General features: G+C 64.6%; 23 protein-coding genes. 11 read left to right on the top strand and 12 right to left on the bottom strand.

Annotated features, from left to right (window positions below; genetic code table 11):
• Positions 1-5: 5 nt before the first annotated feature.
• From QP457_RS09635 to QP457_RS09620, 4 genes are all read right to left on the bottom strand, one after another.
• The gene (locus tag QP457_RS09635; protein ID WP_275890691.1) at positions 6-1,166 is read right to left on the bottom strand and encodes an oligosaccharide flippase family protein; all 1,161 of its coding nucleotides are present in this window, start codon (positions 1,164-1,166) and stop codon (positions 6-8) included.
• Positions 1,167-1,343: 177 nt separating this feature from the next.
• Positions 1,344-3,551 carry a polysaccharide biosynthesis tyrosine autokinase gene (locus QP457_RS09630; protein WP_205405627.1) on the bottom strand — a complete coding sequence of 736 codons (2,208 nt, stop codon included), beginning with the start codon at positions 3,549-3,551 and terminating at the stop codon, positions 1,344-1,346.
• Between the two features lie 51 nt (positions 3,552-3,602).
• Positions 3,603-4,037 (bottom strand): low molecular weight protein-tyrosine-phosphatase, encoded by a 435-nt coding sequence (locus QP457_RS09625; RefSeq protein WP_205405628.1) that lies wholly within the window; start codon positions 4,035-4,037, stop codon positions 3,603-3,605.
• A gap of 151 nt (positions 4,038-4,188) precedes the next feature.
• Positions 4,189-5,646, bottom strand: coding sequence for an undecaprenyl-phosphate glucose phosphotransferase (locus tag QP457_RS09620; RefSeq protein ID WP_240196599.1), 1,458 nt, complete (start codon positions 5,644-5,646; stop codon positions 4,189-4,191).
• Between the two features lie 422 nt (positions 5,647-6,068).
• Between QP457_RS09620 and QP457_RS09615 the strand changes: the two genes are divergently transcribed.
• The 7 genes from QP457_RS09615 (at position 6,069) to QP457_RS09585 (ending at position 12,703) form a co-directional block, all read left to right on the top strand.
• Positions 6,069-7,601 carry an aldehyde dehydrogenase family protein gene (locus QP457_RS09615; RefSeq protein ID WP_025874884.1) on the top strand — a complete coding sequence of 511 codons (1,533 nt, stop codon included), beginning with the start codon at positions 6,069-6,071 and terminating at the stop codon, positions 7,599-7,601.
• Positions 7,601-8,389: an SDR family oxidoreductase gene (locus tag QP457_RS09610; RefSeq protein WP_205405630.1), complete on the top strand. Its 789-nt coding sequence runs from the start codon at positions 7,601-7,603 to the stop codon at positions 8,387-8,389. The genes QP457_RS09615 and QP457_RS09610 overlap by 1 nt, the downstream gene beginning before the upstream one ends.
• 187 nt (positions 8,390-8,576) lie before the next feature.
• The gene (locus QP457_RS09605) at positions 8,577-8,867 is read left to right on the top strand and encodes a DUF4190 domain-containing protein (RefSeq protein WP_205405631.1); all 291 of its coding nucleotides are present in this window, start codon (positions 8,577-8,579) and stop codon (positions 8,865-8,867) included.
• Positions 8,868-8,874: 7 nt separating this feature from the next.
• Positions 8,875-9,645: a class I SAM-dependent methyltransferase gene (locus QP457_RS09600; RefSeq protein ID WP_205405632.1), complete on the top strand. Its 771-nt coding sequence runs from the start codon at positions 8,875-8,877 to the stop codon at positions 9,643-9,645.
• 9 nt (positions 9,646-9,654) lie between these two features.
• Positions 9,655-10,710: a quinone-dependent dihydroorotate dehydrogenase gene (locus tag QP457_RS09595; protein ID WP_180166891.1), complete on the top strand. Its 1,056-nt coding sequence runs from the start codon at positions 9,655-9,657 to the stop codon at positions 10,708-10,710.
• A gap of 8 nt (positions 10,711-10,718) precedes the next feature.
• Positions 10,719-11,783, top strand: a complete 1,065-nt coding sequence (murB, locus tag QP457_RS09590; RefSeq protein WP_205405633.1) for a UDP-N-acetylmuramate dehydrogenase — start codon at positions 10,719-10,721, stop codon at positions 11,781-11,783.
• Positions 11,784-11,833: 50 nt separating this feature from the next.
• Positions 11,834-12,703 carry a DMT family transporter gene (locus tag QP457_RS09585; RefSeq protein WP_205405680.1) on the top strand — a complete coding sequence of 290 codons (870 nt, stop codon included), beginning with the start codon at positions 11,834-11,836 and terminating at the stop codon, positions 12,701-12,703.
• Positions 12,704-13,262: 559 nt separating this feature from the next.
• Here QP457_RS09585 and QP457_RS09580 read toward each other — a convergent pair.
• The 4 genes from QP457_RS09580 to QP457_RS09565 form a co-directional block, all read right to left on the bottom strand.
• A complete protein-coding gene (locus tag QP457_RS09580; protein ID WP_205405634.1) occupies positions 13,263-14,270 on the bottom strand; it encodes an aminoglycoside phosphotransferase family protein in 1,008 nt (335 codons plus the stop codon).
• 99 nt (positions 14,271-14,369) lie between these two features.
• A complete protein-coding gene (locus QP457_RS09575) occupies positions 14,370-15,404 on the bottom strand; it encodes a DUF418 domain-containing protein (RefSeq protein ID WP_205405635.1) in 1,035 nt (344 codons plus the stop codon).
• Positions 15,401-15,991 carry a TetR/AcrR family transcriptional regulator gene (locus tag QP457_RS09570; RefSeq protein WP_205405636.1) on the bottom strand — a complete coding sequence of 197 codons (591 nt, stop codon included), beginning with the start codon at positions 15,989-15,991 and terminating at the stop codon, positions 15,401-15,403. Before QP457_RS09570 ends, QP457_RS09575 begins: the two co-directional genes overlap by 4 nt.
• Before the next feature lie 147 nt (positions 15,992-16,138).
• Positions 16,139-16,942 carry an APH(3')-II family aminoglycoside O-phosphotransferase gene (locus QP457_RS09565; protein WP_205405637.1) on the bottom strand — a complete coding sequence of 268 codons (804 nt, stop codon included), beginning with the start codon at positions 16,940-16,942 and terminating at the stop codon, positions 16,139-16,141.
• Positions 16,943-17,013: 71 nt separating this feature from the next.
• On the opposite strand from QP457_RS09565, the gene QP457_RS09560 reads away from it, so the two are divergent.
• Both QP457_RS09560 and QP457_RS09555 read left to right on the top strand, forming a co-directional pair.
• On the top strand, positions 17,014-17,730 hold the full coding sequence (locus QP457_RS09560) for an SDR family NAD(P)-dependent oxidoreductase (protein WP_205405638.1): 717 nt from the start codon (positions 17,014-17,016) through the stop codon (positions 17,728-17,730).
• Between the two features lie 99 nt (positions 17,731-17,829).
• On the top strand, positions 17,830-19,770 hold the full coding sequence (locus tag QP457_RS09555; protein ID WP_205405684.1) for a bifunctional diguanylate cyclase/phosphodiesterase: 1,941 nt from the start codon (positions 17,830-17,832) through the stop codon (positions 19,768-19,770).
• A 7-nt stretch (positions 19,771-19,777) separates the two neighbouring features.
• Here QP457_RS09555 and QP457_RS09550 read toward each other — a convergent pair whose 3' ends face one another.
• A complete protein-coding gene (locus tag QP457_RS09550) occupies positions 19,778-20,437 on the bottom strand; it encodes an O-methyltransferase (protein WP_180166884.1) in 660 nt (219 codons plus the stop codon).
• A 103-nt stretch (positions 20,438-20,540) separates the two neighbouring features.
• Between QP457_RS09550 and QP457_RS09545 the strand changes: the two genes are divergently transcribed.
• Positions 20,541-21,173, top strand: a complete 633-nt coding sequence (locus tag QP457_RS09545) for a TetR family transcriptional regulator (protein WP_205405639.1) — start codon at positions 20,541-20,543, stop codon at positions 21,171-21,173.
• A gap of 16 nt (positions 21,174-21,189) precedes the next feature.
• Here QP457_RS09545 and QP457_RS09540 read toward each other — a convergent pair whose 3' ends face one another.
• Positions 21,190-21,801, bottom strand: a complete 612-nt coding sequence (locus QP457_RS09540; RefSeq protein WP_205405640.1) for a TetR/AcrR family transcriptional regulator — start codon at positions 21,799-21,801, stop codon at positions 21,190-21,192.
• Between the two features lie 103 nt (positions 21,802-21,904).
• On the opposite strand from QP457_RS09540, the gene QP457_RS09535 reads away from it, so the two are divergent.
• Positions 21,905-22,981: an MBL fold metallo-hydrolase gene (locus QP457_RS09535; protein WP_108266033.1), complete on the top strand. Its 1,077-nt coding sequence runs from the start codon at positions 21,905-21,907 to the stop codon at positions 22,979-22,981.
• 21 nt (positions 22,982-23,002) lie between these two features.
• Here the strand turns inward: QP457_RS09535 and QP457_RS09530 are convergent, their stop codons facing one another.
• Together QP457_RS09530 and QP457_RS09525 are read right to left on the bottom strand one after the other, a co-directional pair.
• Positions 23,003-23,503 (bottom strand): DNA-binding protein, encoded by a 501-nt coding sequence (locus QP457_RS09530; RefSeq protein ID WP_205405686.1) that lies wholly within the window; start codon positions 23,501-23,503, stop codon positions 23,003-23,005.
• Between the two features lie 33 nt (positions 23,504-23,536).
• Complete coding sequence (locus QP457_RS09525; RefSeq protein ID WP_165376954.1) at positions 23,537-23,779, bottom strand: hypothetical protein; 243 nt, start codon at positions 23,777-23,779, stop codon at positions 23,537-23,539.
• Between the last annotated feature and the right edge of the window lie 159 nt (positions 23,780-23,938).

Genomic DNA, 23,938 nt, shown 5'->3' with positions numbered 1-23,938 from the left:
AACCCTTACACCTTTCCTGCGTCATTCTTCATCTGCCGCCCCCTGAGAACCAGGTAGAAAGCAAGCGACGAATACTCCGCGGCGAGAATACCGACCACGGCAGACAGCGCACTGTTGAGGGAAACTGAAACCACGGCTACGCCAACTGCCGCACCGAACAGCGCGGGAACGGTGGGCACCCATAGCGATACATGAAGGCGAAGCCACGCGGACAGCTGCGGATTCAGCCATAGAGGAACCATAACCGGCGCGAAGACCGCCAGCACCACCAACGCTCTCCCATCGATAGGAAGTGACAGACCAGAGATCTCCACAGCGGCATATCCCAGCCAGATCGCGACGGTGCATGCTCCCCCCATCGCGACGGTTGACCTGAAGCCCCCCCCTTCCCGGGCATCCTGTGCCCGGCGAAGGAACAACAGCGGTGCGGACAGTACAGAGATGCTGCTCAGGAGAAGGATGGGGTAACTTGCGAGGGCAAGAAAGCCTGCAGCCTCATAGTTGCCCGCCGCGCCCAACAGGAAGACCGGAAGTCTCCACACCACCGCTGCGCAGATCGTGGTCACCATGAAGGGCGCCGCCGATCTCAGCAACCTGAGAACATCGCTCACCGCAAACGCGGCGAGCCCGAGCCGGCGCCCTAATAGAACGGTCAGGCAGCCCAGCAGGCACGTCGCAGGATAGATCCAGACATGGTCAGCGAGACTACTGCCCAGCAACAACAGGGCCAGCAGGAAGAGCATCCCACCGACCAGCTTCTCCCACAGAAGTGCCTCAACTTCACCTGCACCTGCAACCCTCAGCGAAATCCTGACGGCAGAGCAGTACGCCATGGCGGCAGCGGCAAGCGAGCAGGTCAGGACGAGCACAAGGCCCGATCCGCCGCCCGCCAGCGCACTAGCCTGCGGCGCGATGAGTGCGACCACTGCGACAATCGATACGCAGACTCTCAGCACAATCAGCGTCGAGAGGGTCTGTGCCGGGCTGGCGGCCTCATCCGCCCCTCCAAGCAACCACGTTGCAGCGGCATCCATTCCGGAGTCAGACAGCAGCGACGCGGTAGCCAGCGCGGTCACCACGATGGAAACCCTGCCAAATGCATCACCCGTAAGCAGGATCGACGCGAGCAGGAGGGCCAAGATTGGCACCCCCCTGGCAAACGTCATCTTCCCGCCGTAGATGAAACGGTGTCTGCGGATGGAACTCCAAGCGGTTCGCGCTTTCATTTTTTCACAGCTCCGAACTACAGCTGCCAGGTGATTCGGCGAGGTAGCCTACGTCGATAACAAACGGCAGTGCAGATCACTTCGCCTGGAACTGGAAAGTTTGAATCTTCAGATTCATCAGTTGGCGCTCGATTTGTACTCGTAGTAACCATAGCTGTAGTAACCGACCGCGCGCTTCTCAACGGCATTGAAGATCGCGCCCTTTAGCTTTACTCCGTTCTGTTCAAAGCGGCGACGCGCCAACTCAAGCTCCTTCTTCTGGTTGAGCCCGAAACGCGCAACCAGAAGAGAGGTCCCGGCGTGATGGGCCATGATCGCAGCGTCGGTCACGGCGAGGATCGGCGGAGTATCGATGATGACGATGTCGTACGCGCCAGACACCCCTGCAATGAACCGGGTGAAGTTCTCGTGCATCAACAGTTCTGATGGGTTTGGCGGAACATTCCCTCGGGGAATGAAGTGGAGTCCGCTCACCCCCTCAATCGGGCGAATTACATCGGACAGTTCAGCGCGCCCCACGAGCAGATCCGGAAGACCTGGCGATTGCGTTACACCGAATGCACGATGGAGGGTTCCCTTTCGCATGTCAGCATCGACGACGAGAACCCGTTGTCCAGTCTGGGCAATGACCGCTGCGAGGTTTGACGAAACGAAGGTCTTGCCGGCATTGGGGCTGGCTCCGGAAATCAGCAGGACGTTGTTCTTTGCTTCGAGCCTCGCAAAGTGAAGACTCGTTCTGAGACTCCTCATGGCCTCAATAGCGAGATCTGCAGGTTCACGGATGCTCAGAAGATGCATTCTTCCATCCCGTTTGAAGTTGCCTCGCACGGAGTCATTCCGCTGACTGACGCTCACGGGGATCGACGCGTACACCGGCAGGCCGATGTCCTCGATCTCCGCCGGATCTTCCACGCCCCGACGCAGGAACTGACGCAGAATCACGAATCCAACGGAAAGCGCAAGGCCAAGCACCAAGCCAATCAGGACCAGAAGCCCACGACGAGGCTTTACGGGCGTGGTTGCATCAACGTCGGACGGATCAACGATCCGGACGTTGCCCACGGTGCCTGCCTTGGCGACATCCAGTTGCTGTGCCTGGTTCAGCATGGCTATGTACATCTCATTGCTGACCTGCAGGTCACGCGTGAGACGAAGAAGCTCCTGCTGGGCCTGCGGCAATTGCTTGACCTGGCCCTGGAAGCCCGCCTTGCGTGACTCCAGATCTCCAATCTGCTTCATGAGCGACTGGTAAGCCGGGTGATCCTTGGTGAACTTTCGATCCATCTCAGCCCGCTCAAGGCGGAGCTGTTGAATACTGGTCTCGACCGCCACTTCCTGTTCAAGAAGTCCTTTGGTCTGCAGCGTCAGATCCACCGAATTTGCGCGGGTCTGGTAGGCGCTCAGCGCCTTCTGCGCTGCATCCACCTGCTGGCGAATGACGGGCAACTGCTTGTTGACGAACTCAAGTTGCGCGGAAGCCTCAGCAGAGTTCCTGTCGACATTCTGCCGCACATAGGCTTCCGCGACCTCCTGCAGGAACGATCGCGCAAGCGCGGGATCTGCATTGTCGTAGGCAAGCTTCAGGATGCCGGAATCCTTGCCCGCCTCGCCGATCATCAATGCCTCCTGAAGATCACCGACCACAGCCTGCAACCGTTGCTTGACCACGGAAAAGCGCGCGCCCGGTACGGCATGCATCTGCTCGACCTGCATCAGAACGCCATGCCCCTTCAGCGTCTCGCCAACGCGCCCCGCAACGAGGACATCTCCATCGTCGTCAAGCAGGGTGAAGGCCCCCTGCTCACCGGCAATCAGCGTCAGCTTCTTTGCAAGGAGCTTGTCTGGAACGTCAAGCCGAAAGATCTTCAGATCTTCACCACCCCAGCCAAAGCTAGACATGCCCAGTACGGTTGCGGCAAGCGTGTCCGGCTCATCCGCATCGTGGCGACGAGCAAGGTAGCCGCCGACAACAGGGAACCTGCGCGGTTCGACTTCGATTTCCAGACCGAGCTTCTGCACTGCAGTTCCAATGACCGTACGTGAGCGCAGTAGCGCGATTTCGGTCGTGGATTCAGCAGTTCCCATGCCAAGCGATTGGCTCAGGTCGTTGAGGCCCGGAATCGAGGGGGCCTTCGGCTCAACCTGGACTATTGCGTCGGCGCGATAAATCGGCGTTGCAAACAGCGCATACGCCGCTGTCACAGCAACGAGCGAGCTTGTGATCCCAGCGATCCACCACTTGTTGTCAAGCAGCGTGCCAAACATCTGACGAAGATCAAAATCTTCGCCCTCTTCAGGGCGCGGGTTGCGCGTATCACTAGTCATATTCAATTCTGATCGTTAGAAGCCAAAGTCAAATGATGTGGATCATCATCATCAAAGATGACGCGCCCAACTCTCCACGCCCTCGGCCATCAGCTTGTAGACATGCTCGAACGCCGGGCGCTGTTGGCGGTACGGATCGGGAATCTCCCGATCCTGCTGCCACTTGCCCAGCAGGAAGGTCTTGCCGGAAGCCTGCGGCGCGATTTCGGCAATACGACGCACGTGCTTTCGCTCCATGGTCAACACCAGATCAGCGGCCCCCAGAATCGCGTCATCGATCTGGCGTGCGCGATGATCCAGACCATCCATGCCCTGCTCCACCAGCAACTCCTGTGCAGTGGCATCAATGCCGTGGCCAACCAGCGCACCGAGACCGGCCGAAGACACCTGGATGCCTTTGCCAGCGACAGCCTCCCTCAGCATGACCTCTGCTGAAGGACTGCGGCAGATGTTGCCCACACATACAAAAAGAACGTTCTTGAACACTGATCTGGATCCTGTGGCATTCCTTGCGGCACGCGCGACCAGAACATACGGGCCGGCGGCAGCCGCACAGCATACCTTACAAGCGCGTTACAGGCGATGAAATCGCCAGCAGATTCATGGGATTACGTCGCAGTTCCGGAGATCGGCCACCTTAGTACGCCGATTTCTGACCGAGCACCTTCAACGCCGTCAGTACGATGATCCGCACGTCCAACGTCGGGCTCCAGCGCCGGATGTAATCAATGTCGTACTGAACCCGCTTCTTCATCGAGCGCAGCTCCGGGGTCTCGCCACGCAGCCCATGCACCTGCGCCCAGCCAGTGATCCCCGGCTTGACGTAGTGACGATGCATGTAGCGCTCGATCACCCGCTCGTAGTGGTTGTTGTGCTGGATCGCGTGCGGCCGCGGCCCCACCACCGACATGTTCCCACCGAGCACATTGAAGAACTGCGGCAGCTCATCCAGGCTGCTGCGGCGCAGGAAGGCACCGAACCTGGTCACACGTGAATCACCACGCGTCGCCTGGGTGATCTGCCCCGCACTCTCTGCATGCGCGCGCATGGAGCGGAACTTGAGCATCCAGAATTCCTTGCCGCCCAACCCGTGGCGTTTCTGTCGGAACAGCACCGGGCCCGGCGAACTGAGTTTCACGCCGATGGCCAGCACGGCAAACAGCGGCGCCAGCAGGATCACCGCCGCACCGGCAACGACAATATCCTCGACTCGCTTGAACAAGCGAAACCGATGATCCACCAATCCTTGACGTACACCGATCATCGTCACATCACCCACCTGGTGAACGCCAGGGTTGAGCGCCCCCAGACCCGTGGTATCAGGGATCAGACGCACGGGCACCGGAAATCGCTCAATCTGCTTGAGCATGTCTTTGATCGCGGCCGCGTGCCCCATCGGCATCGACACCCAGACCTGATCGAACTCGCCGCGATGCTGATCCATGTACTGCGGAACGTCTTCCAGTTGCCCCAGGCGGCACGGCGCGTCACCACCGCGACGGGTGGCGATATCCCCCGCACTGGCAAAGTAGCCAATGACGTCCTTGCCGAGCTCCGGCTTCCCACGCAACAAGCGATGCAGCCTCAAAGCAGGGGCTCGTAGCCCGACCAGCAGGATCCGCTCGTGGTCCATCCCGCGTGAACGCAGGCGATGCAACTGTACCCTCAGCAAGACGCGTAGCGCCGCCATCGAGCCCAGGCCGAATGCATACCAGCCAATCAGCCAGGTAGACGGGACTGCATCGGCAAGTCCGACCACCACGGCGTAAAGCGAGAACAGCGCGAAGGTGGCGGACCAGGCCAGCAACAGCATCCAGAGGTCGGCCAGCAACCCGCGCATCCGCCAGTTCCGATACAGCGGCGCGACGGAGAAGCAGACGATGGCACTGAGAATCACCGCGCCAAACACGATTCGCTGGGAAGAATCCGGCGCAGCTGCGCCATACAACACGATGTGGGAGAGCACCGCCATGCCTGGCAGCAGCAACAGATCGCCCAGGCGCAAACCCAACTCAAGGGCAGCCCGGGCTTCGACGCGGCGGCCGCCCACCCGGGCCCGCTCTGCGGGAAGTTCTTCTACTGATCCATGTAGCAAAGCACTTCTCCATTCACGACTCGACCGAACGCTGAATTGTTCGTCTTCACGTGCGTGGACTCCCCAGCCAGCACGCGATTGTCAAAGGTTTGTCAATCAGGCGTGACTGAATTGTGAATTATATCTGTGCCAAAAGATAGAAGTTTCGGCAGGACCGAGGCCTGACCGCACGTCCATGCTGCGGTGTAAGTCATTGCAACTATTGCTAGATTTTGATGTGTCAAACTGCATCAAAGCGGATCATTTAATGTCAAACGGGACGCCTGTCGATGGGTTCAACGTCGAGTCTTTGACGTCCAATCCACCCCGCACCGCACCAAAGCCCAGCAATCTCCCTCTGCTACCATCGCCGGTTCAGTCCATCGCGCCCCCACCTGCCCGCGACGGCACCAAACACAACGTAACGAAACACAGGAGTCTGCATGTCTTCCGAGCTGCTCAAGTCCCTTGGTCTGGACGCGATCAACGCTGGCACCTACCTGGGCAACGGGGAGTGGTCGAGCGCTACCGGCGGTGAGCTGATCACCCCGATCAACCCGACCACCGGCGAGCCGATCGCGCAGGTCCGCGCCACCACCGAAGCCGAGTACGAGACCGTCATCGCGCGTGCGCAGGAAGCCTTCAAGGTCTGGCGCACCACCCCGGCCCCGCGTCGCGGTGAAGCCGTGCGCCTGTGCGGCGAAGCGCTGCGCAAGCACAAGGATGCCCTCGGTTCGCTCGTCGCGCTGGAAATGGGCAAGAGCAAGCCAGAAGGCGATGGTGAAGTGCAGGAGATGATCGACATCGCCGACTTCGCCGTGGGCCAGAGCCGCATGCTGTACGGCTACACCATGCATTCCGAGCGCCCCGGCCACCGCATGTACGAGCAGTACCAGCCGCTAGGCCTGGTCGGCATCATCAGCGCGTTCAACTTCCCGGTCGCGGTGTGGGCATGGAACTCGTTCCTGGCCACCATCTGCGGCGACATCTGCCTGTGGAAGCCGTCCAACAAGACCCCGCTGACCGCCATCGCCTCGATGCGCATCTGCAATGAAGCGCTGCGCGATGCCGGTTTCCCGGACCTGTTCTTCCTGATCAACGACGCCGGCACCGCACTGTCGGAAAAGATGGTGGCCGACAAGCGCGTGCCGCTGATCAGTTTCACGGGTTCCACCCAGGTCGGCCGCACGGTCGCCGAGAAGGTTGCGCATCGCCTCGGCCGTTGCCTGCTGGAACTGGGCGGCAACAACGCGATCATCCTCGACGAAACCGCCGACCTGAAGCTGGCGATCCCCGGCATCGTGTTCGGTGCGGTCGGCACCGCCGGCCAGCGCTGCACCACCACCCGTCGCCTGATCGTGCACGAATCCATCCATGACGACGTGCTGGCCACGCTGGTCAAGGCCTACAAGCAGGTGGAAGGCAAGATCGGCGATCCGACTGACCCGGCCAACCTGATGGGCCCGCTGAACAGCGACGGTGCTGTGCAGCAGTTCCTGGCGTCCATCGAAAAGGCCAAGGCCAGCGGCGGCACCATCGAAACCGGCGGTACGCGCATCGACCGCGCCGGCAACTTCGTACTGCCGGCCATTGTCACCGGCCTGAAGAACAGCGATGAAGTGGTGCAGCACGAGACCTTCGCGCCGATCCTGTACGTGATGAAGTACAGCACGCTGGACGAAGCCATCGACATGCAGAACGGCGTGCCGCAGGGCCTGTCGTCCTCGATCTTCACCACCAACCTGAAGACCGCCGAGCGCTTCCTGTCGGCGGCCGGTTCGGATTGCGGCATCGCCAACGTCAACATCGGTACCTCGGGCGCGGAAATCGGTGGTGCCTTCGGTGGCGAGAAGGACACCGGCGGTGGTCGCGAATCTGGCTCGGATGCATGGAAGGTCTACATGCGCCGCCAGACCAACACCATCAACTATTCGGATTCGCTGCCGCTGGCCCAGGGCATCAAGTTCGACCTGTGATGGCAGAGACCGCGTCTCTGCACGACGGCCGGCCGGTGATCGATTTCACCGGCCGCCGGGTATTGATTGCCGGTGGCAGCAAGGGCATTGGCCGCGAACTGGCGCTGGCGTTTGCCGGCGCCGGTGCGCAGGTTTCGGCCTGCGCGCGCGGCCAGGCCGGCCTCGACGCCCTGCAGGCCGATGCGCAGGCACAGGGCACGCAACTGCACACCCTCTCCGCCGATCTGGGTGATCCTGCCCGGATCAGCGCCTGGCTGCAGGCCGCTGCCGACACGCTCGGCGGCATCGATGTGCTGGTCAACAACGCCACCGGCTACGGCATGGCCGATGACGAAGACGGCTGGGCCGCCAGCCTGCAGATCGACCTGATGGCCGCTGTCCGCGCATCGCGCCTTGCGTTGCCGTGGCTGCGCGCCTCGTCCGATGCCTGCATCCTCAATCTTTCTTCGATCGCCGCGCAGCAGCCGCGTCCCGGCGGTGCACCGTATGCGGCGGCCAAGGCCGCGCTCTCGCACTACACCACCTCGCAGGCGCTGGCTCTGGCCCCGGACCGGATCCGGGTCAATGCCATTGCCCCGGGTTCGATCGAATTTGCCGATGGTCTCTGGGATCGACGTCGCGTCGAAGATCCCGCCCTGTACCACGGCACCCTGGCGAAGATTCCGTTCGGCCGCTTCGGGCAGCCGCGCGAGATCGCCGATGCCGCGCTGTTCCTGTGCTCGCCGCTGGCGCGCTGGATCACCGGCCACGTGCTCAACGTCGATGGCGGCCAGGTGTTGATGGGCTAGCGCCGATACCTCGGTAGCTGCCCACCTTGGTTGGCGGTGCCTTCGTCGACCAAGGTCGACGCCTACCAACGCCACCCCGCTCCCGGCTCCGAGGGTTGCCAACCTTGCCTGGCAGCCTGACATTGGCCGGACCATGGGATTGCCGGAGCAGAGGCACTATCATGTCGGCACTGCCACGGAGGACTCGATGAGCGTGCCACCCCGACAGAGCAACGCCCTGGCCGTGGTCAGCCTGATCGCGGGCATCTGCAGCTGGACCGTGCTGCCGGGTGTCGCCGCCCTCGTTGCGATCATCACCGGGCACCTGGCTCGCGCCGAGATCCGCCGCCGTGCTGGCGAACAGGAAGGCGATGGCATGGCCCTGGCCGGGCTGATCATGGGCTGGCTCAACATCCTCGCTGCGGTGGGCCTGGTGGCCATCCTGATCTTCGCGATGGTGGCGGCCGGTGCCGACGCCAAACCTGGACTGCGCTGGTGAAAGCACGATGACCTCCCCGGACAGCACTGAACGCTTCAGCAGCCGCGTCGCGGACTATGTCCGCTACCGCCCCGACTATCCGGTCGCGCTGATGGACTGGCTGCATGGCCCCATGGCCGTGGCAACCAGCGCGCTGGTTGCTGACATCGGCGCAGGCACCGGCATCTCCAGCCGGCAGTTCCTGGCCGCCGGCCATCCACTGGTCGCCGTCGAACCCAACGCGGCAATGCGCGCCGCCGCCGAACACTGGCTGGCGCCGCAGTATCCGCAGTTCTCCGCCGTCGATGGCCGCGCCGAGGCCACCGGCCTGGCCGATGCCAGCGTTGACCTGGTCAGTGCCGCGCAGGCCTTTCACTGGTTCGACACCGTGGCCGTGCGCGCCGAGTGGCAGCGCATCCTGCGCCCGGGCGGCCTGGCGCTGATCTACTGGAATTCGCGCCTGCTCGATGCCAGTCCGTTCCTGGTCGGCTACGAACAACTGCTGCTGGACTACGGCACCGACTACACCGCGGTGGCCGAACGCTACCAGGACGACGCCACCATGCAGGCCTGGTTCGGCTCCGGCCTGCGCGGCATGGTGCAACTGCCGAACGTGCAGCACCTGGACCTGGACGCCCTGAGCGGACGCCTGCTGTCCTCTTCCTACGCGCCGCAGCCCGGCCATCCGCGCCACGCGCCGATGCTGGCTGCGCTGCAGGACCTGTTCGCCGCCCACGCGGTCGACGGCCAGGTCGCTTTTGAATATCGAACCCGAGCCTTCCTCGGCACGCTGGACTGAAACCTACGCATGTATTCGCTTGCCCGCCCCTTCCTGTTCTCGCTCGACGCCGAACGCGCTCACGGTCTCGGCCTGTCCGCTCTGGACCTGGCCTATCGCACCGGCACCACGCCGCTGGTGGCCGCACGCATCGCGCCGATGCCCAGCACGGTGTTCGGGCTGACGTTCCCCAATCCGGTCGGCCTTGCTGCTGGCCTGGACAAGAATGGCGAGCACATCGATGCGCTGTTCGCGCTGGGTTTCGGCTTCGTGGAGATCGGCACGATCACGCCGCGGCCGCAGGCCGGCAACCCGAAGCCGCGCCTGTTCCGGCTGCCGGCGCACAACGCGATCATCAACCGCATGGGCTTCAACAATGCAGGCGTGGATGCGCTGGTGCGCAACGTCGAACGCGCGCGCAACCGGCGCGGCCTGCTCGGCATCAACATCGGCAAGAACAAGGACACCCCCAACGAACAGGCGGCCGATGACTACATCGCCTGCATGGACAAGGTGTACCCGCTGGCCGACTACATCACCGTCAACATTTCCTCGCCCAATACCGCCGGCCTGCGCGAACTGCAGGAAGAGACCGCGCTGCGGCAGCTGGTCAGCCAGCTGCGTGAGCGCCAGGAAGCGCTGGCCGCGCAGCATGGCCGGCGCGTACCAATGCTGGTCAAGGTGGCCCCGGACCTCAACGAGCGCGACATCGACGCCGCCGCGCGCGTGCTGGGCGAACTGCAGGTGGACGGTGTGATCGCCACCAACACCACCGTCGACCACAGCCGGGTTGCCGGCGATCCGCTGGCCAATGAAGCCGGCGGGCTTTCCGGTGCACCGGTGCTGGAGCAGTCCACCCTGGTGCTGCGCCGCCTGCGCGCGCGCCTGCCCGAATCGGTGCCGCTGGTCGGTGTCGGCGGCATCCTGTCCGGTGCCGACGCCGTGGCCAAGATGGCCGCCGGTGCGGCGCTGGTGCAGTGCTACAGCGGTCTGATCTTCAAGGGCCCGGCGCTGGTCGCCGATTGTGTGGAGGCGATCCGACGCCGACGCGAAGCGCCCAGCCGTGGCGCGGTGGCACCGCTGTGAGTACCCCCATGGACGACACCAACAACACTGCAGCACCGCTGCGCTGGACCTTCACCCGCAACGCGCCGCTGCAGGCCCTGAACACCTTCCACGTGCAGGCCAGCGCCGCGCAGTTGCTGGAACTGCACGATGCCGCGCTGCTGCCGGAGGTCCTGGCCCTGCCGGACGTGGCCGATGGCCCGCTGCTGGTGCTCGGCAGCGGCAGCAACGTGCTGATCGCCGACGACCTGCCCGGCACCGTGCTGGTGTTCGGCAACCGCGAAATCACCTTCCTTGAACATCGCGCCGACCACGCCGTGATCCGCGCCGGCGCCGGCGTGTCCTGGCACGGGCTGGTGATGTGGTCGCTGCAGGAAGGCCTGTCCGGGCTGGAAAACCTGGCGCTGATTCCCGGCACGGCCGGTGCATCGCCGATCCAGAACATCGGCGCCTATGGTGCCCAGGTCGGCGAATTCATCCAGACCGTAGAGGCCTGGGACTGCCAGGAAAGGACTTGGGTACGGCTGGACAACGAACAGTGCGGCTTCGCCTACCGCGACAGCGTGTTCAAGCAGCAGCCGGACCGCTACCTGATCACCGCCATTGAACTGAAGCTGCCTCTGCTGCATGACCTGCGCATGGGCTACGCCGGCATCCGCGAAGAACTGCAGGCGCAGGGCGTGGAACTGCCGAGTGCGGTGGACGTCGCCAATGCGGTGATCGCGATCCGTCGCCGCAAGCTGCCCGACCCGGATGTGCTGGGCAATGCAGGCAGCTTCTTCAAGAACCCGGTGCTGCCGCTGGAACAGGTGGAAGTCCTGCTGCAGCACTTCCCCGAGCTGCCGGTGTTCCCCGCAGACCGTGACGACCGCCGCAAGGTCTCGGCCGCATGGATGATCGAATCCTGCGGCTGGAAAGGCTACCGCGAGGGCGATGCCGGCGTTGCGCCCAGCCATGCGCTGGTACTGGTCAACTACGGCAACGCCACCGGCACCGAACTGCTGGCGCTGGCGCGGCGGATCTCCGCCTCGGTACTGGAGAAATTCGGCGTGCCGATCGAACCGGAGCCCCGCCTGCTCGGCGCACAGTGGTGAGCACACCGGCCCTACCCGCCAGCGCCACCCCGTTGCGGGCGGCGCTGCTGATGCTCGGCAGCACCATGGCGTTCGGCCTGATGGCGGTGGCGATCCGCTATGCCACCCGCTACGTGCCGACCCAGGAAGTGGCGTTCTTCCGCAATGCCTTCGGCCTGCTTGCGCTGCTGCCGATGCTGCTGCGGCCGGGCCACGCGCCGTTGAAGACCCAGCAGCTGCCGCGCTATTTCATGCGCAGCGCGATCGGCCTGGGGTCGATGCTGTGCGCGTTCTGGGCGCTGGGCCACCTGCCACTGGCACAGGCCGTTTCGCTGTCCTACTCCACGCCGTTGTTCGTCACCATCGCTGCGGTGCTGTGGCTGGGCGAAAAGGTCCGCATACGGCGCTGGGCGGCGGTGGTGGTCGGTTTCATCGGCGTGCTGGTGATCGTGCGGCCAGGCACTGCCGGTTTCACGTCCGGCAGCCTGATCGCCGTGGCCGCCGCCGTGCTCAGCTCGCTGGTGGCGATCCAGATCAAGCAGCTCACCCGCATCGACAGCGCCGACACCGTGGTGCTCCACACCTACGTGTTCTGGGTGCCGCTGTCACTGATTCCGGCCTTGTTCGTCTGGGTCTGGCCCGCCGGCATCGCCTGGGTCTGGCTGCTGGCCACCGGCGTGCTGGGTACCATCGGCCAGCTGCTGTGGACGCGCGCATTGCGTCTGGGCGAAGTCTCCGCGCTGACCCCGATCAGCTTCCTGCAGTTGCCGCTGGTGACCTTGTGTGGCTGGCTGCTGTTCGCCGAGACGGTTGATCGCTGGACGATCGTTGGCGCTGGCATCATCCTCGCCGCCAACGCCTACATCGCGCATCGCGAAGCCGTGCTGTCACGGCGTGCAGCGAGCGTCGCCGCGAGCGCGGCAGCCAAGCCGGCTGAGTAAGGGGTCTGGCCGGGCTGCGCCCGGCACCCGCAGAGGCCGGAGCAACTGCAACAGCCGAAGCAACAGCAACAGCGGGCATTCCGTGGGATGGCGGGGTGGTGTCGGATTGCGGGGACGCCGTAAATACGTCCCTGTAGGCTTGGCAGCCGCATCCATGCGGCTGACACCCCGCAATCCGACACCACCCCACCTCTGACAGATCTCCGCGATCGGGTAGATCCACGCCATGCGTGGATGAATCTCCATCGAAATCGAACATTTCGACAATTGATCAAATGATCGAAGAGCATCCACGCATGGCATGGATCTACGTGTCGACCAAGGTCGACACACACCAAGAGCAAGTCATGCCATCCCAACAGATTGCGGAGATCTGTCGAAGGCGGGGTGGGTCCGGTTGTGGGGGTGTAAGCGCCATGGATGGCGCGCCCAAGCCTACAGGGACGTATTTACGGCGTCCCCCACAACCGGACCCACCCCGTCATCCCACGGGAAGCAGCAGTTGCTGTTGCTGTTGCTTCGGCCTCTGCAGGTGCCGGGCGCAGCCCGGCCGAAACCCCTACAGCACCCGATACGCGCGCTCGGCCGCATCGAATACATTGCCCGGCGCGAACTGCTCGCCCAGGTAATGCAGTGATTGCCGGTGCTGCTGCAGCGAGCGCTGCGCCGCGCCGGGGCCCAGCAGCATCTGCTCGAACTCGATCAGGTCCTGCAGGATGCGCCAGTGCCGATACCATGCGATCCAGCGCGGATCGCCGAGGTCGTCGCCATATCCCTCGGCGAAGCCCAGCGGATGCTCACGCCCCCAGCGGCCACCCACCGCAGCGCCAACAAACATCAGGTCGCGCTCGCGCGGGGCCAGCGCCAGGCCGTCCCAGTCGATCAGGTGCAGCGCGTCGTCCTGCCCCATCAGCAGATTGCCGGCGTGCAGATCGGTGTGGCACAGACAAAGTGCGGGTGCTTCGTCCTGCAATGCACGACGCAGTGCTTCAGCACGCTGGTGAAGTTCGGCGATGCGCGGCCGCTGCTGCTGCCACAGCGCCAGGAACGCATTGCCGGATCGATCCTGCGCCTGGGCCAGCGTCGAGGGATCCTGCACCCACGCACCCACCGTATCGACCGCCGCGGTTTCAAGCCGTAGCGTCGGCAATGCCTGGCGCAGCGCCGGCGGAACCTCGGCCTCATGCAGGCGCCGCAGCACTTCGCCCAGCCGGCGCCATTGCGCACGGCTCAGCGGGGCCTCGAAGCCCGATTGCCCTTCGATATAGGGGAACAACGTGAACTGCAGGCCCCAGCGCTGCACCGAGGCACCGCCGGCCAATGCCGGCCAGGGCGCAACGATCTCTTCGATGCCCAACGTGCCACGCAGCCAATGCAGGCTGTCCCAGACCGCTGGGGCAACCTGATAGTTGCGGCACTTCAACCACCAGTGGTCGTGGCGGGCATCGATGCGGAACACGCACGCGTTGGCGTCGGCACCCACCGGACGCGGCACCACCGCTGTCGCGTTGATGTCGTAGGACTGCTGCAGGACCTCAACGATCTGCTGCGCCGAAGCGAATGACATGGATGCAGGCGTGCTTTGGTGACGACACCTACTATCGCAGATGACCCTGCATCCGCACAGGCTAACGGGTCACAACATCGGTGTCCTGCGACAAAAGAACTAGCCGGCGACGCGTCGCATCACCGCTTCCAACGGACCGCGCGCGAACTGCCATGACCACAACCAGGCTGCTGCGGTAGCCAGCATCACGAACAGCAATGCGGCCATCAACGCCCACGACAGGCTGGCGTTTCCGTCCAGCAGGCCGAGCGATTCCAGCACGCCCATGCCAATCAGGATGTGCGCCACGTACAGGCTCAGCGTCATCCGTCCGGCCGCAGTGAACGGCTCCAGCCAATCACCGGGATGCAGCCGCACCAGCCACAGGCACGTGGCGATCAGTGCACACGCCGCGCCTGCGCCGGTCAGCAGATACGCCGGACCGGGCGGCATCGGCTGCGTCGCCAGCCACAGCTGCCACGCCGTGCCGTGGCCCCACTGCTGCAACGCCTGGCCGGCGCCCATCAACAACAGGCCGAGCAGCAGCAGGGCGCGCTGCACCCGTGGCTGCGACAGCGGCAGCCGCGCCAGCAGCATGCCCAGCAGGAAGAAGCACAGCCACGGCAACACGGGATGGAAACCGTTGAACAGCAGGTTGCGCATCGCACCCGGCCATTGCCACAGACCTTCGTAAGCCAGCGTCTGCCAGTTCCATCCCTGGCTGTAGTCCCAGCGCAGCAAGGCCCAGAACGAGACCGTCGCCAGGGCAATCATGCTGCCCAGCAGAACACGAGGCGAGGCGCGCAGCCACAGCACCGCCACCGCGAAGTACACCGCGTAGTAGTGCAGGATATCGGCGGGAAACACGGTCAGGTTGAGCAGGCCGAGTACGGCCAGGAACACTGCCCGCCGCCAGGTCTGCATGCTCGCCTGCCACCACGCTTGCCGCTGCGTAGCCAGCATCAACCCCGCCCCGGCCAGCGTCACGAAGGTTGCCGAGGCCTTGCCTTCCAGCAGATGGAAGAATCCAGCAAGCACCCCGCCACCGTCGGCTTCAACGGCCATCGCCAGACGGAAGTTGACCAGCACCATGCCGGCCAGCGCGAGATAGCGCGCGAGGTCCAGCCCATGCAACCGTCGATCGTCGCTGCTCACGAACGCCCTCCGAGCAGCGCCGCCAGCAGGCCAGGATCAAGCACGTCGGCATCCGCAGCGCGCGCCTCGCCCAACCCCTGCCGCAGCGCATCGCTTTCAATCGCATCCAGCAATACCTGCGCCTGCAGCGCGGCCGGCAGCGCAGGACGGCGGCGCTCACGCCGTACGACCTGTTGCAGCGCCCCGGCCAGACCGCGCTGCAACTGCGCGCGGTTGCCCGCAAATGCCGCCGCCACCGCCGGGTTGCGCGCGCTCTCGGCCAGCACTTCCACGCTCAGCAGCGCCCATTCCGGCTGCCGGCACAAGGCGTGAAAATCCTGCAGGAATCCCTGCACCTGCGCACGTTCGCCGTTGCAGTCCGTCAACCGTTGCAACAGGGGCTGCAGCTCATCCTGCTCGGCTTCGGCCGTGGCCAGGATCAGCGCCTCCTTGCCGGGGAAATGGTTGTAGAGATTGCCCAGGCTAACCGCGGCCGCCTGCGCGATGTCGCGCATGCTGGTCTGGTGGAAGCCTTTCACCAGAAAACACTGCAGGGCAGCCTGCAGGATCTGCGAGGCACGCTGTTCGTTGCGGTCGGTTCGGTTCATGCGGCAAACAATGAACGAACGTTCGTCCATTTTACACAGCAGCCAAAGCCTCCGGCCAGTCGCCGTTCAGGCCGCTGCGCTTGACCTCAACCGCTGTTGAGGGCCGATCCTGACGCGCCATGCAACACCAGCGGACTGCGCATGCTCCTAGAAGAATTCGTCCAACAGGCGGTAGAACGCCAGTCGATCTTCATCGGCACGCATGCCATAGCGGGTCAGCAGTGGTGCGACCCAGCGGGTGTCGCCGTAGTTGTGGACCAGGCTGCGCGCGGCCAACGCCAGGTCCTGGCAACGATCAGCCACGCCCAGCCGGCCGCAATCGATGAAACCACTGAAGCGCCCGTCGACCGCGATCAGATTCGGCAGGCACGCATCGCCGTGCGCTACCACCAGATCCTCATCCGCCGGACGGGTTGCCAGCAGTTCGGCATAGACCTGTTCCGCGCTCTTGCCCAGGCGCTCATCGTCGAAATCATCCGCATCGATCTGCCCCGCGGCAACGCGCGCGGCTACCGCTGGCAGGCGCGAAGCGAGGCGATGATCGAACGGGCAAGCGGCGACCGGCAGCGCATGCAGGGCGCGCAGCGCGTCGGCCAGCAGCACGACCACCTGGGTGGGCTGCAGCGTCGGCGACGATGCCAGATCATGGCCGGGCAACGCGCTCATCAGCAGCCAGCGCCGCCCCCCCTCCTCCGTCATATCCAGCACCTTGGGCGCCGGCTGTCCCTGTGCCCGCAGCCAGCGCAGACGAAGGATCTCGCCATCCAGCTCGCTGAAGGCATCGATCATTTCCGATTTCAGGAACGCATCCGGCAACCCCGGGCGTCGCACCCGCGCTACATCAGCGCGCGACACGCCGATGCTCTGCATCTCGATATCCGCATCGCGCAGCGCGATGCACCACTGCGACGGCAAGGGCATGACATCGCCATCGCTCGATCCTGCTTCCATCTCCACCGCTCCGGCCCCGGTCACAGCCTGGATTCTCTCCGAAGCGGACACTTCACAGCAAAGGACATCGCATGAAACTCATGGTCATCGGTGCCAGCAAAGGCCTCGGCCGCGCCTTCGTGGAAGGCCTCTGCCAGCCCGGCGATACCGTCATCGGTGTGTCGCGTACACGCCCCACGCAGCTGGACTCCGACGAGGGCGTCGACCTGCACTGGATAGAAGCAGACCTGAGCCAGCCGGCACGGGCGGCCGCCAGCATCGCAGCCCAGGCGCCGGCGGATCTCGATGTGCTCATCCACAATCTCGGCATCTGGGAGGAGACCGCATTCAGTGACGAATACGATTTCCTCAACGAAAGTGACAGCGCGCTGGCGCAACTGGTGGACGTCAACATCACCGCCACCCTGCTGCTGCTCAAGCAGCTGCTGCCGCGCGTGCTCGGCGGACGCCGCCCGCAGCTGGTGTTGACCGGCTCAACCTCGGCGCTGCCGCGCAGTGGCCGCCCCGAGGTGGCCTTTGGCGCGTCCAAGTTCGCGCTCAACGGCATCGCCGATGCCCTGCGCGAAGGCTTCCGCCAGCAGCGGCTGGCCGTGACGACGGTGCAGCTGGGCTACCTTAATACCGACGATGCACTGTCGGTGCCCCTGCAGCAGGCCGCCGCACGCGGCAATGGCGAGTACGTGCCGTTGCACGACGTGGTGGCGATGGTGCGCGCCCTGCTGCAGCTCTCGCCCTCCAGTTTCGTTCGCGAGCTGGTACTGCCTGCGATCGCCGATCCACGTTACTAACGCTCAGCACGCGCTGGCATCCCCGGTTTGGCCGCACACGCGGCCGTGGTTTACCCTGCGGCTACTGGCAGTTGGCCGCACACAGGACCGGCTATGGCTATGGATGCGCTATCAAGGGTTTCGACCCGGATCCTGGACAGCGCCCTGCCCAGCCTGCCGCTGTACCTGCTGCAGGCCACCGCAGTGATCGGCATGATCGGCGTGTTCCTGATCGCCACCCGCCGCCAAGGTCAAGCCATCGAAGGGCGCCGCGTCTACATCGGCGCGATTCTTGGCCTGATCTATCTGTTCAACTCCTGGTTCGTGGCCGGCTACGCGCAAGGCGTGGTCAAGCTCAACCTCGGCATCGACATCCTGCTGATCAGCGGCCTGCTGGGCGGCTGGCGCGGCGGCGTGACCTGCCTGCTGGCCAGCCTGCTGGCGCGCTATCAGTTCTCCGGCACCCAGTATTTCCTGCCGGCCGGCCTGGAAGCGGCGCTGCAGGTGCTTGCAGGCATCTGGCTGCGTGGGCGGATGTACCCGCATATGCTCACCCACCTCTCGCTGCGGTTGATCCTGCAGGCCTGGGGGGTGCGCATTGCCGTGACCCTGCTGGGACTGGCGCTGGGCGTGGCGATCATCGGCAGCGCGCAGCTGCCCTTGCTGGAGCTGGCCACCCAGCGGGTGCTGGCCCTGCCGGTGTCGCTGCTGGTGCTGGCGGCGGTACTCGCACTGGTCTACAACGACGCGCAGATCGATGCCCAGCGCCAACGTGAACATGCCTGGATGCGCATCGATCCGATCAGTGGCCTGCCCAACCTGCGCGCCCTCGACGAGCGTCTGCAACGCCACTGGCGCAGCAGCGAAGATCGCGGCAATGCGTGCCTGATCGTGACCGAGATGGGCAACCTGCAGGATCTGCTGCTGCGCTATGGCTCCCTGAATGACAGCGGCCTGTGGAATCCGCACACCGCCGAAGCCGTGCGCCGTACCCTGCTGCATGCAAGGCCGACCGGCACGATGGAGGTCTATCAGTTCGGAGACAACGCGCTGGCGATCCTGCTGTTCGACGCAAGCCTTGCCGATCTCCGCGCGGATACCGAACTGCCTGCGTTGGCCGATCGGTTGTCCACGGTGATCGGCGATGACTGGCCGGGCTTCCGCCCGGTGTTCCGCTGCGCAGTGGTCGAGTTGAAGCCACCCACGCAGGACGACAGCTCCATCCCATTCCGCGCCGTCACCCTGGCCTTGAACACGATCGACTCCGGCGTGGTGTTCTTCGACGATCCGATCCAGCGCGACAGCGAAGTGGATGCACTGATCGAGACCGCACTGGACCACTGGCTGCAGCACGCCGACGCACCGCTGTACTACCAGCCGAAGTTCCGCCTGCATGACCGCCACCTGGTCGGCGCCGAAGCGCTGTTGCGGATGCGCGATGACGACGGCCACCTGATTGCGCCGATGCGGGTGGTTTCGCTGCTGCGCCGCCGCGGCCGCCTGGCCGAACTGGAATGGGCCACGCTGCAGGCGGCCGCCGCTTTCCTTGGCCACTGCAGGGATGACGGGCACACGCTGACAATCGCGGTAAACGTGTCCGCCGAATCGTTGCGCCAACCCGGCTTCGGCGCGCGGCTGTGCACCTTGCTGGAGCAGCAGCGCATACCCGGCGCGATGTTGCGGCTGGAGATCGTCGAGTGGACCGAGATCGTCGAGCGCGACGTCGTCGACGCCAACGTCGTGGTTCTATTGGCCGCCGGCATGAGCCTGTCACTGGATGATTTCGGCGCCGGCTACTCGACGCTGATCCTGCTGTCGCAGCTGTCGGTGGCCGAGGTCAAGATCGAACGGGCGCTGATCGCCACGTTGGCCGATGCCAAGTCGCAGTCCATCGTCCGCTTCATCGTGGAGGTGGCGCACCGCTGCGGTGCCATCGTCGTCGCCGAAGGCACCGAAACCACGGCACAGGAACAACTGCTGCGTGCGCTGGGAGTGGATGTCGGCCAAGGCTATCTGTATGCACACGCCCTGCCGCCGGAACAGTTCCGGCAGCTGGCGTGAGCATCTTTCAGGCGAGGCGCACCGACACTTCCACATCCTCGGCGAACGGCACCGACAGATAGCCGGCGCTGCCCGAGCGCATGCGCTGCTGGTAGCGCGGGCTGTCGTCTGCATTGTCGGCCACCACCAGCGCGCCCGGACGCAGCCGCTCCTGCAGCAGGTCCAGCACATCGTCGTACAGCACCTTGGCGCCATCGAGCAGCACCAGATCGATGGTATCGGGCAAGTCCACTGCCAGGGTCTCCAGTGCATCGCCCACACGGATCTCCACCAGGTCGTCCAGACCCGCTTCACGCAGGTGGCCGGCGGCACGCCGTGCCTTCTCCGGCTCGAATTCGGTGGTGATCAGGCGGCCGCCGCCGTTGTCACGCAACGCAGCGGCCAGATGGATGCTGGAGATGCCGAACGACGTACCGAACTCGACGATGGTACGGGCACCGCTGCTGCGCGCCAGCAGGTACAGCAGGTTGCCGGTTTCCGGCGACACCGGCAGCCACAGGTCCTTCAGCAGCTCGCCGTACAGGCGCCGGTATTCGGTACGGCTGCCGAGCAGTCGCTGCCGCTCTTCGGCGGAAACAGCGGTCAAGGCCGGGCTGAGCGCGCTGTCGGCTTCGGTGAACAGGCGCGCCAGCAGGGGCGCAACCGGGGCGGAGATCAGGGTGGACATGGGCGGGTGTTCCTTTCGGTGGCGGGGTTGGAATGCGAATGATTCGTCGCAATCAAGAATACGGACCATCCCCCGTTCCGCCTATTCGCATTGGAAAACCGCCATGCCCGAGCGCCGCCCGCCGCAGATTTCCTCGAGAAAACAGCCTCGTCAGTCACGATCGAACGACCTGGTCGCGGCCATCCTCGAAGCCGCTGCTCAGGTTTTGAAGCATGAAGGCGCCCCTCGGTTCACCACCGCGCGGGTGGCCGAACGCGCCGGCGTCAGCGTCGGCTCGCTGTACCAGTACTTCCCCAACAAAGCAGCGATCCTGTTCCGCCTGCAGCGCGACGAGTGGCAGCAGACCGGCGCGATGCTGCGCGACATCCTGCAGGACACACGGCAACCGCACCTGCAGCGCCTGCGCACGTGGGTGCATGCCTTCATCGTGTCGGAATGCGAGGAAGCGCAGACCCGTGGCGCGTTGAACGATGCCGCGCCGCTGTACCGCGATGCGCCGGAAGCGCAGGAAGCACGCAGCGAGTCCGACGATGCGATGCTCGCGTTCATGGCCGAAGTGCTGCCGCAGGCCTCGGTGGGCACGCGCCAGCTGGCGGTTGATCTGATCGACACCACGCTGGGTGCCACCGGCCGCGAATTCTCCAGTGAACCGCGCACCGCAGCGCAGATACGCACTTACTCCGATGCGGTGGCCGACATGTTCTGCGCTTACCTCCGGCATCTGGGCGCGCAGTGACCGCGCAGGCTGAGCTCTACACCGCGTAGAAGCCGAGGAACATGGCCACCGCCGACTCGGCCACGCGCGTGCGCTCGGCCGGTGCCAGCGGCGCCTGACCCATCGTCACCTGCGGCCAGAACGCGAAGCTCTTCACCAGCCCCTGCAGCTGATGGCCGGCAAATTCCGGATCGACCTCGCGCAGCCGCCCATCGGCAATTGCCGCGCGGATCCACGCGCTGACGCCACTCTCCTTCTCGCCCATGCGGCAGACGATCGCCTGCGCACGCTCGGGCGAATGGATGATCTCGGCCATCGCTACCCGCGCCAGATCGATGAAGTTGGCATCGCCCAGCAGGTCCAGTTTCTGCCGCAGCAGCTGCAGCAGCTGCACGTCCAGCGGCTGGTCGGCGCGGTACGGCAGCTCGATGCTGGCCACGCTGCTGTGCCACAGCTCTTCCAGGATCAGCGCGAACAGTTCTTCCTTGCTCGGGAAGTGGTTGTAGACGGTGCGCTTGGAGACGCCAGCCACCGCCGCGATGCGATCCATGCTGGTCGCCTCGTAGCCGGCCGACCGGAACTCCTCCACCGCCGCGCGGACGATGGCCTCGCGTTTGCGGTCGGTAAGGCGTTGCGGGGCACGGGACATGGCGGGACCAGATAGCTGAACGAACGCCCTCATTTTACACCCGACAGTGTACTTTCCGGAAATCGGAAACTACACTGTGCAGTGTACCCTGCGGACGTCACCCATGAAGCGCCTGCTCCTTGTCCTCCTGCTCGGAATCCTCGCCGTGACCGCCTATACCTTCTGCAAATCCTGGTCCCTCCCCGACTTCCCCGATTCGCCGCAGTACCGCGAAGGCAAGTTCCGCAATGCCCTGCCGAAGCCGGCGATGGGCCTGCGCGATGGCCTGGAGATCTGGTGGACCTTCCTGTTCAACAAGCCCAAGGGCACCGTGCCCAACCACCCCATTCCGGTGCAGACGCTGGACCGCGCCACGCTGGACGCAGCGCCTGACCGCAGCCTGTTCCGGCTCGGCCATTCGACGATCCTGCTGAAGCTGCGCGGACAGTACTGGCTGACCGATCCGGTGTTCTCCGAACGCGCATCACCGGTGCAATGGATGGGCCCGGCGCGCTTCCATGCACCGCCGATCAGCATCGACGAACTGCCGCCGATTGCCGGCGTCATCCTCTCGCACAATCACTACGACCACCTCGACCACGCGGCCGTGATGAAGCTGGCCGGCAAGACCGCGCGCTTCATCGCGCCGCTGGGTGTGGGCGACCAGCTGATTGCCTGGGGCGTGGATGCGGCCAAGGTTGAACAGCTGGACTGGTGGCAGTCCACCGAAGCCGCTGGCCTGCGCCTGACCGCCACGCCCGGCCAGCATTTCTCCGGCCGCGGCCTGGGTGACAGCGATCGCAGCCTGTGGGCCTCGTGGGTGATCCAGGACGGCGACTTCCGCATCTTCTTCAGCGGCGATACCGGCTACTTCGATGGCTTCAAGGCCATCGGCGAGAAGTACGGCCCGTTCGACCTGACGATGATCGAAACCGGCGCCTACGATCAGCGCTGGGCGTTCGTGCACATGCAACCCGAACAGACGCTGCAGGCGCACCTGGACCTGCGCGGCAAGTGGCTGCTGCCGATCCACAACGGCACCTTCGACCTGGCCCTGCACGAGTGGCAGCAGCCGTTCGAACGCATCAGCGCATTGGCTGCGGCGAAGAACGTGCCGGTGGCCACGCCGATGATGGGCGAGGCACTGGACATGCAGGCACCGACCGCGGGAACGCGCTGGTGGGAGCGGGTGGAACTGTAACGGCCAGTCGCGCAGCGACCCTCAGCCGGGATGCTGAAGCAGTCGTTCCTGCTCCTTCGCCACATTGATCTGAAGCGCCGCAGCAGCGAGCTCCGCCAGCTCGCTGCTGACCTTCTGGCTGCCGCGCGCCTGCATCCACGAAAGAATATCGGCCAGGTGCCAGATCGACGCGCTGCCCTCGTGCACCGGTGCCGGAAACGTCTGCGGGTGCGCGAGCAGCAACTTGCGCATGTTCTGCCGTGACATGCCCAGCAGATCAGCGACATCCGTCAGCCCTACCAGATCGGGACTGACTTCGATCAGCTCTGCATCGGGTACGGCACGCTGGACGTCTGCCAGCGCGGAAAGCACGGCCTCCCGGGCACTGGCCGCCTGGCGGCAGAATTCAAGCGCCAACCTGCCCGGCCTGCCAATGCCCAGCAGCGCATCATCACAGCCGGCATCGGCAAGGCGTTGCTCAAGCGAGCCAGCGTCGGTACCTGAATCCGCCAGACGATATTTGAGAATGAAGGTGAATTCCATCATCTACGTGTCCTTGGGAGGATGCCGGGTGCGTCATCGCTCACGGCTGCAGTTCTCGACAACGCGACACAAGGCTCGCGCATGGTTCAAGGCATTCCGGGGCGTGCTCCATATGCTCACCACACAGAATTCGCCACATCGGCAGTCCTTGTCGTTGTAGGGACAGTACATTCGTCCCCAGGCATGACTGCCGCCGATCCGCAGCCACCATCCACGCGACTCGGCGAAACGGAGGGCAGCTTCAATGTCTTTGTCTGGATGGCGCGAACGGGGCATTCCTTTCCCTCGAACTCTGGATGTGATTGCACAGGTTGTCAAGTGACAACCTTCAATGGGTGAGCTTGGTCGCTTCGACCCTACAGCCTCTCCGCCCGGGTTCCAGAGCCATCCCCGTCAGGGCGTACACGCAGCGTGCATCGCGATCCGGCGCATCGA

It is taken from the genome of Stenotrophomonas sp. As-7 (genome assembly GCF_030291015.1).
In the GTDB taxonomy this organism is placed as follows: domain Bacteria; phylum Pseudomonadota; class Gammaproteobacteria; order Xanthomonadales; family Xanthomonadaceae; genus Stenotrophomonas; species Stenotrophomonas lactitubi.
The sequence above is the reverse complement of the archived record's forward strand: the minus strand, read 5'-3'. Positions and strand labels throughout refer to the sequence as shown.

What these genes read in the sequence shown, in the direction of transcription:
- QP457_RS09635 (WP_275890691.1), bottom strand. Translation starts at nt 1,166, where the DNA reads ATGACGTTTGCCAGGGGGGTGCCAATCTTGGCCCTCCTGCTCGCGTCG.
- QP457_RS09630 (WP_205405627.1), bottom strand. Translation starts at nt 3,551, where the DNA reads ATGACTAGTGATACGCGCAACCCGCGCCCTGAAGAGGGCGAAGATTTT.
- QP457_RS09615 (WP_025874884.1), top strand. Translation starts at nt 6,069, where the DNA reads ATGTCTTCCGAGCTGCTCAAGTCCCTTGGTCTGGACGCGATCAACGCT.
- QP457_RS09610 (WP_205405630.1), top strand. Translation starts at nt 7,601, where the DNA reads ATGGCAGAGACCGCGTCTCTGCACGACGGCCGGCCGGTGATCGATTTC.
- QP457_RS09605 (WP_205405631.1), top strand. Translation starts at nt 8,577, where the DNA reads ATGAGCGTGCCACCCCGACAGAGCAACGCCCTGGCCGTGGTCAGCCTG.
- QP457_RS09600 (WP_205405632.1), top strand. Translation starts at nt 8,875, where the DNA reads ATGACCTCCCCGGACAGCACTGAACGCTTCAGCAGCCGCGTCGCGGAC.
- QP457_RS09595 (WP_180166891.1), top strand. Translation starts at nt 9,655, where the DNA reads ATGTATTCGCTTGCCCGCCCCTTCCTGTTCTCGCTCGACGCCGAACGC.
- murB (WP_205405633.1), top strand. Translation starts at nt 10,719, where the DNA reads ATGGACGACACCAACAACACTGCAGCACCGCTGCGCTGGACCTTCACC.
- QP457_RS09585 (WP_205405680.1), top strand. Translation starts at nt 11,834, where the DNA reads ATGCTCGGCAGCACCATGGCGTTCGGCCTGATGGCGGTGGCGATCCGC.
- QP457_RS09580 (WP_205405634.1), bottom strand. Translation starts at nt 14,270, where the DNA reads ATGTCATTCGCTTCGGCGCAGCAGATCGTTGAGGTCCTGCAGCAGTCC.
- QP457_RS09570 (WP_205405636.1), bottom strand. Translation starts at nt 15,991, where the DNA reads ATGAACCGAACCGACCGCAACGAACAGCGTGCCTCGCAGATCCTGCAG.
- QP457_RS09565 (WP_205405637.1), bottom strand. Translation starts at nt 16,942, where the DNA reads ATGGAAGCAGGATCGAGCGATGGCGATGTCATGCCCTTGCCGTCGCAG.
- QP457_RS09560 (WP_205405638.1), top strand. Translation starts at nt 17,014, where the DNA reads ATGAAACTCATGGTCATCGGTGCCAGCAAAGGCCTCGGCCGCGCCTTC.
- QP457_RS09555 (WP_205405684.1), top strand. Translation starts at nt 17,830, where the DNA reads ATGGATGCGCTATCAAGGGTTTCGACCCGGATCCTGGACAGCGCCCTG.
- QP457_RS09550 (WP_180166884.1), bottom strand. Translation starts at nt 20,437, where the DNA reads ATGTCCACCCTGATCTCCGCCCCGGTTGCGCCCCTGCTGGCGCGCCTG.
- QP457_RS09545 (WP_205405639.1), top strand. Translation starts at nt 20,541, where the DNA reads ATGCCCGAGCGCCGCCCGCCGCAGATTTCCTCGAGAAAACAGCCTCGT.
- QP457_RS09540 (WP_205405640.1), bottom strand. Translation starts at nt 21,801, where the DNA reads ATGTCCCGTGCCCCGCAACGCCTTACCGACCGCAAACGCGAGGCCATC.
- QP457_RS09535 (WP_108266033.1), top strand. Translation starts at nt 21,905, where the DNA reads ATGAAGCGCCTGCTCCTTGTCCTCCTGCTCGGAATCCTCGCCGTGACC.
- QP457_RS09530 (WP_205405686.1), bottom strand. Translation starts at nt 23,503, where the DNA reads ATGGAATTCACCTTCATTCTCAAATATCGTCTGGCGGATTCAGGTACC.
- QP457_RS09525 (WP_165376954.1), bottom strand. Translation starts at nt 23,779, where the DNA reads ATGCCCCGTTCGCGCCATCCAGACAAAGACATTGAAGCTGCCCTCCGT.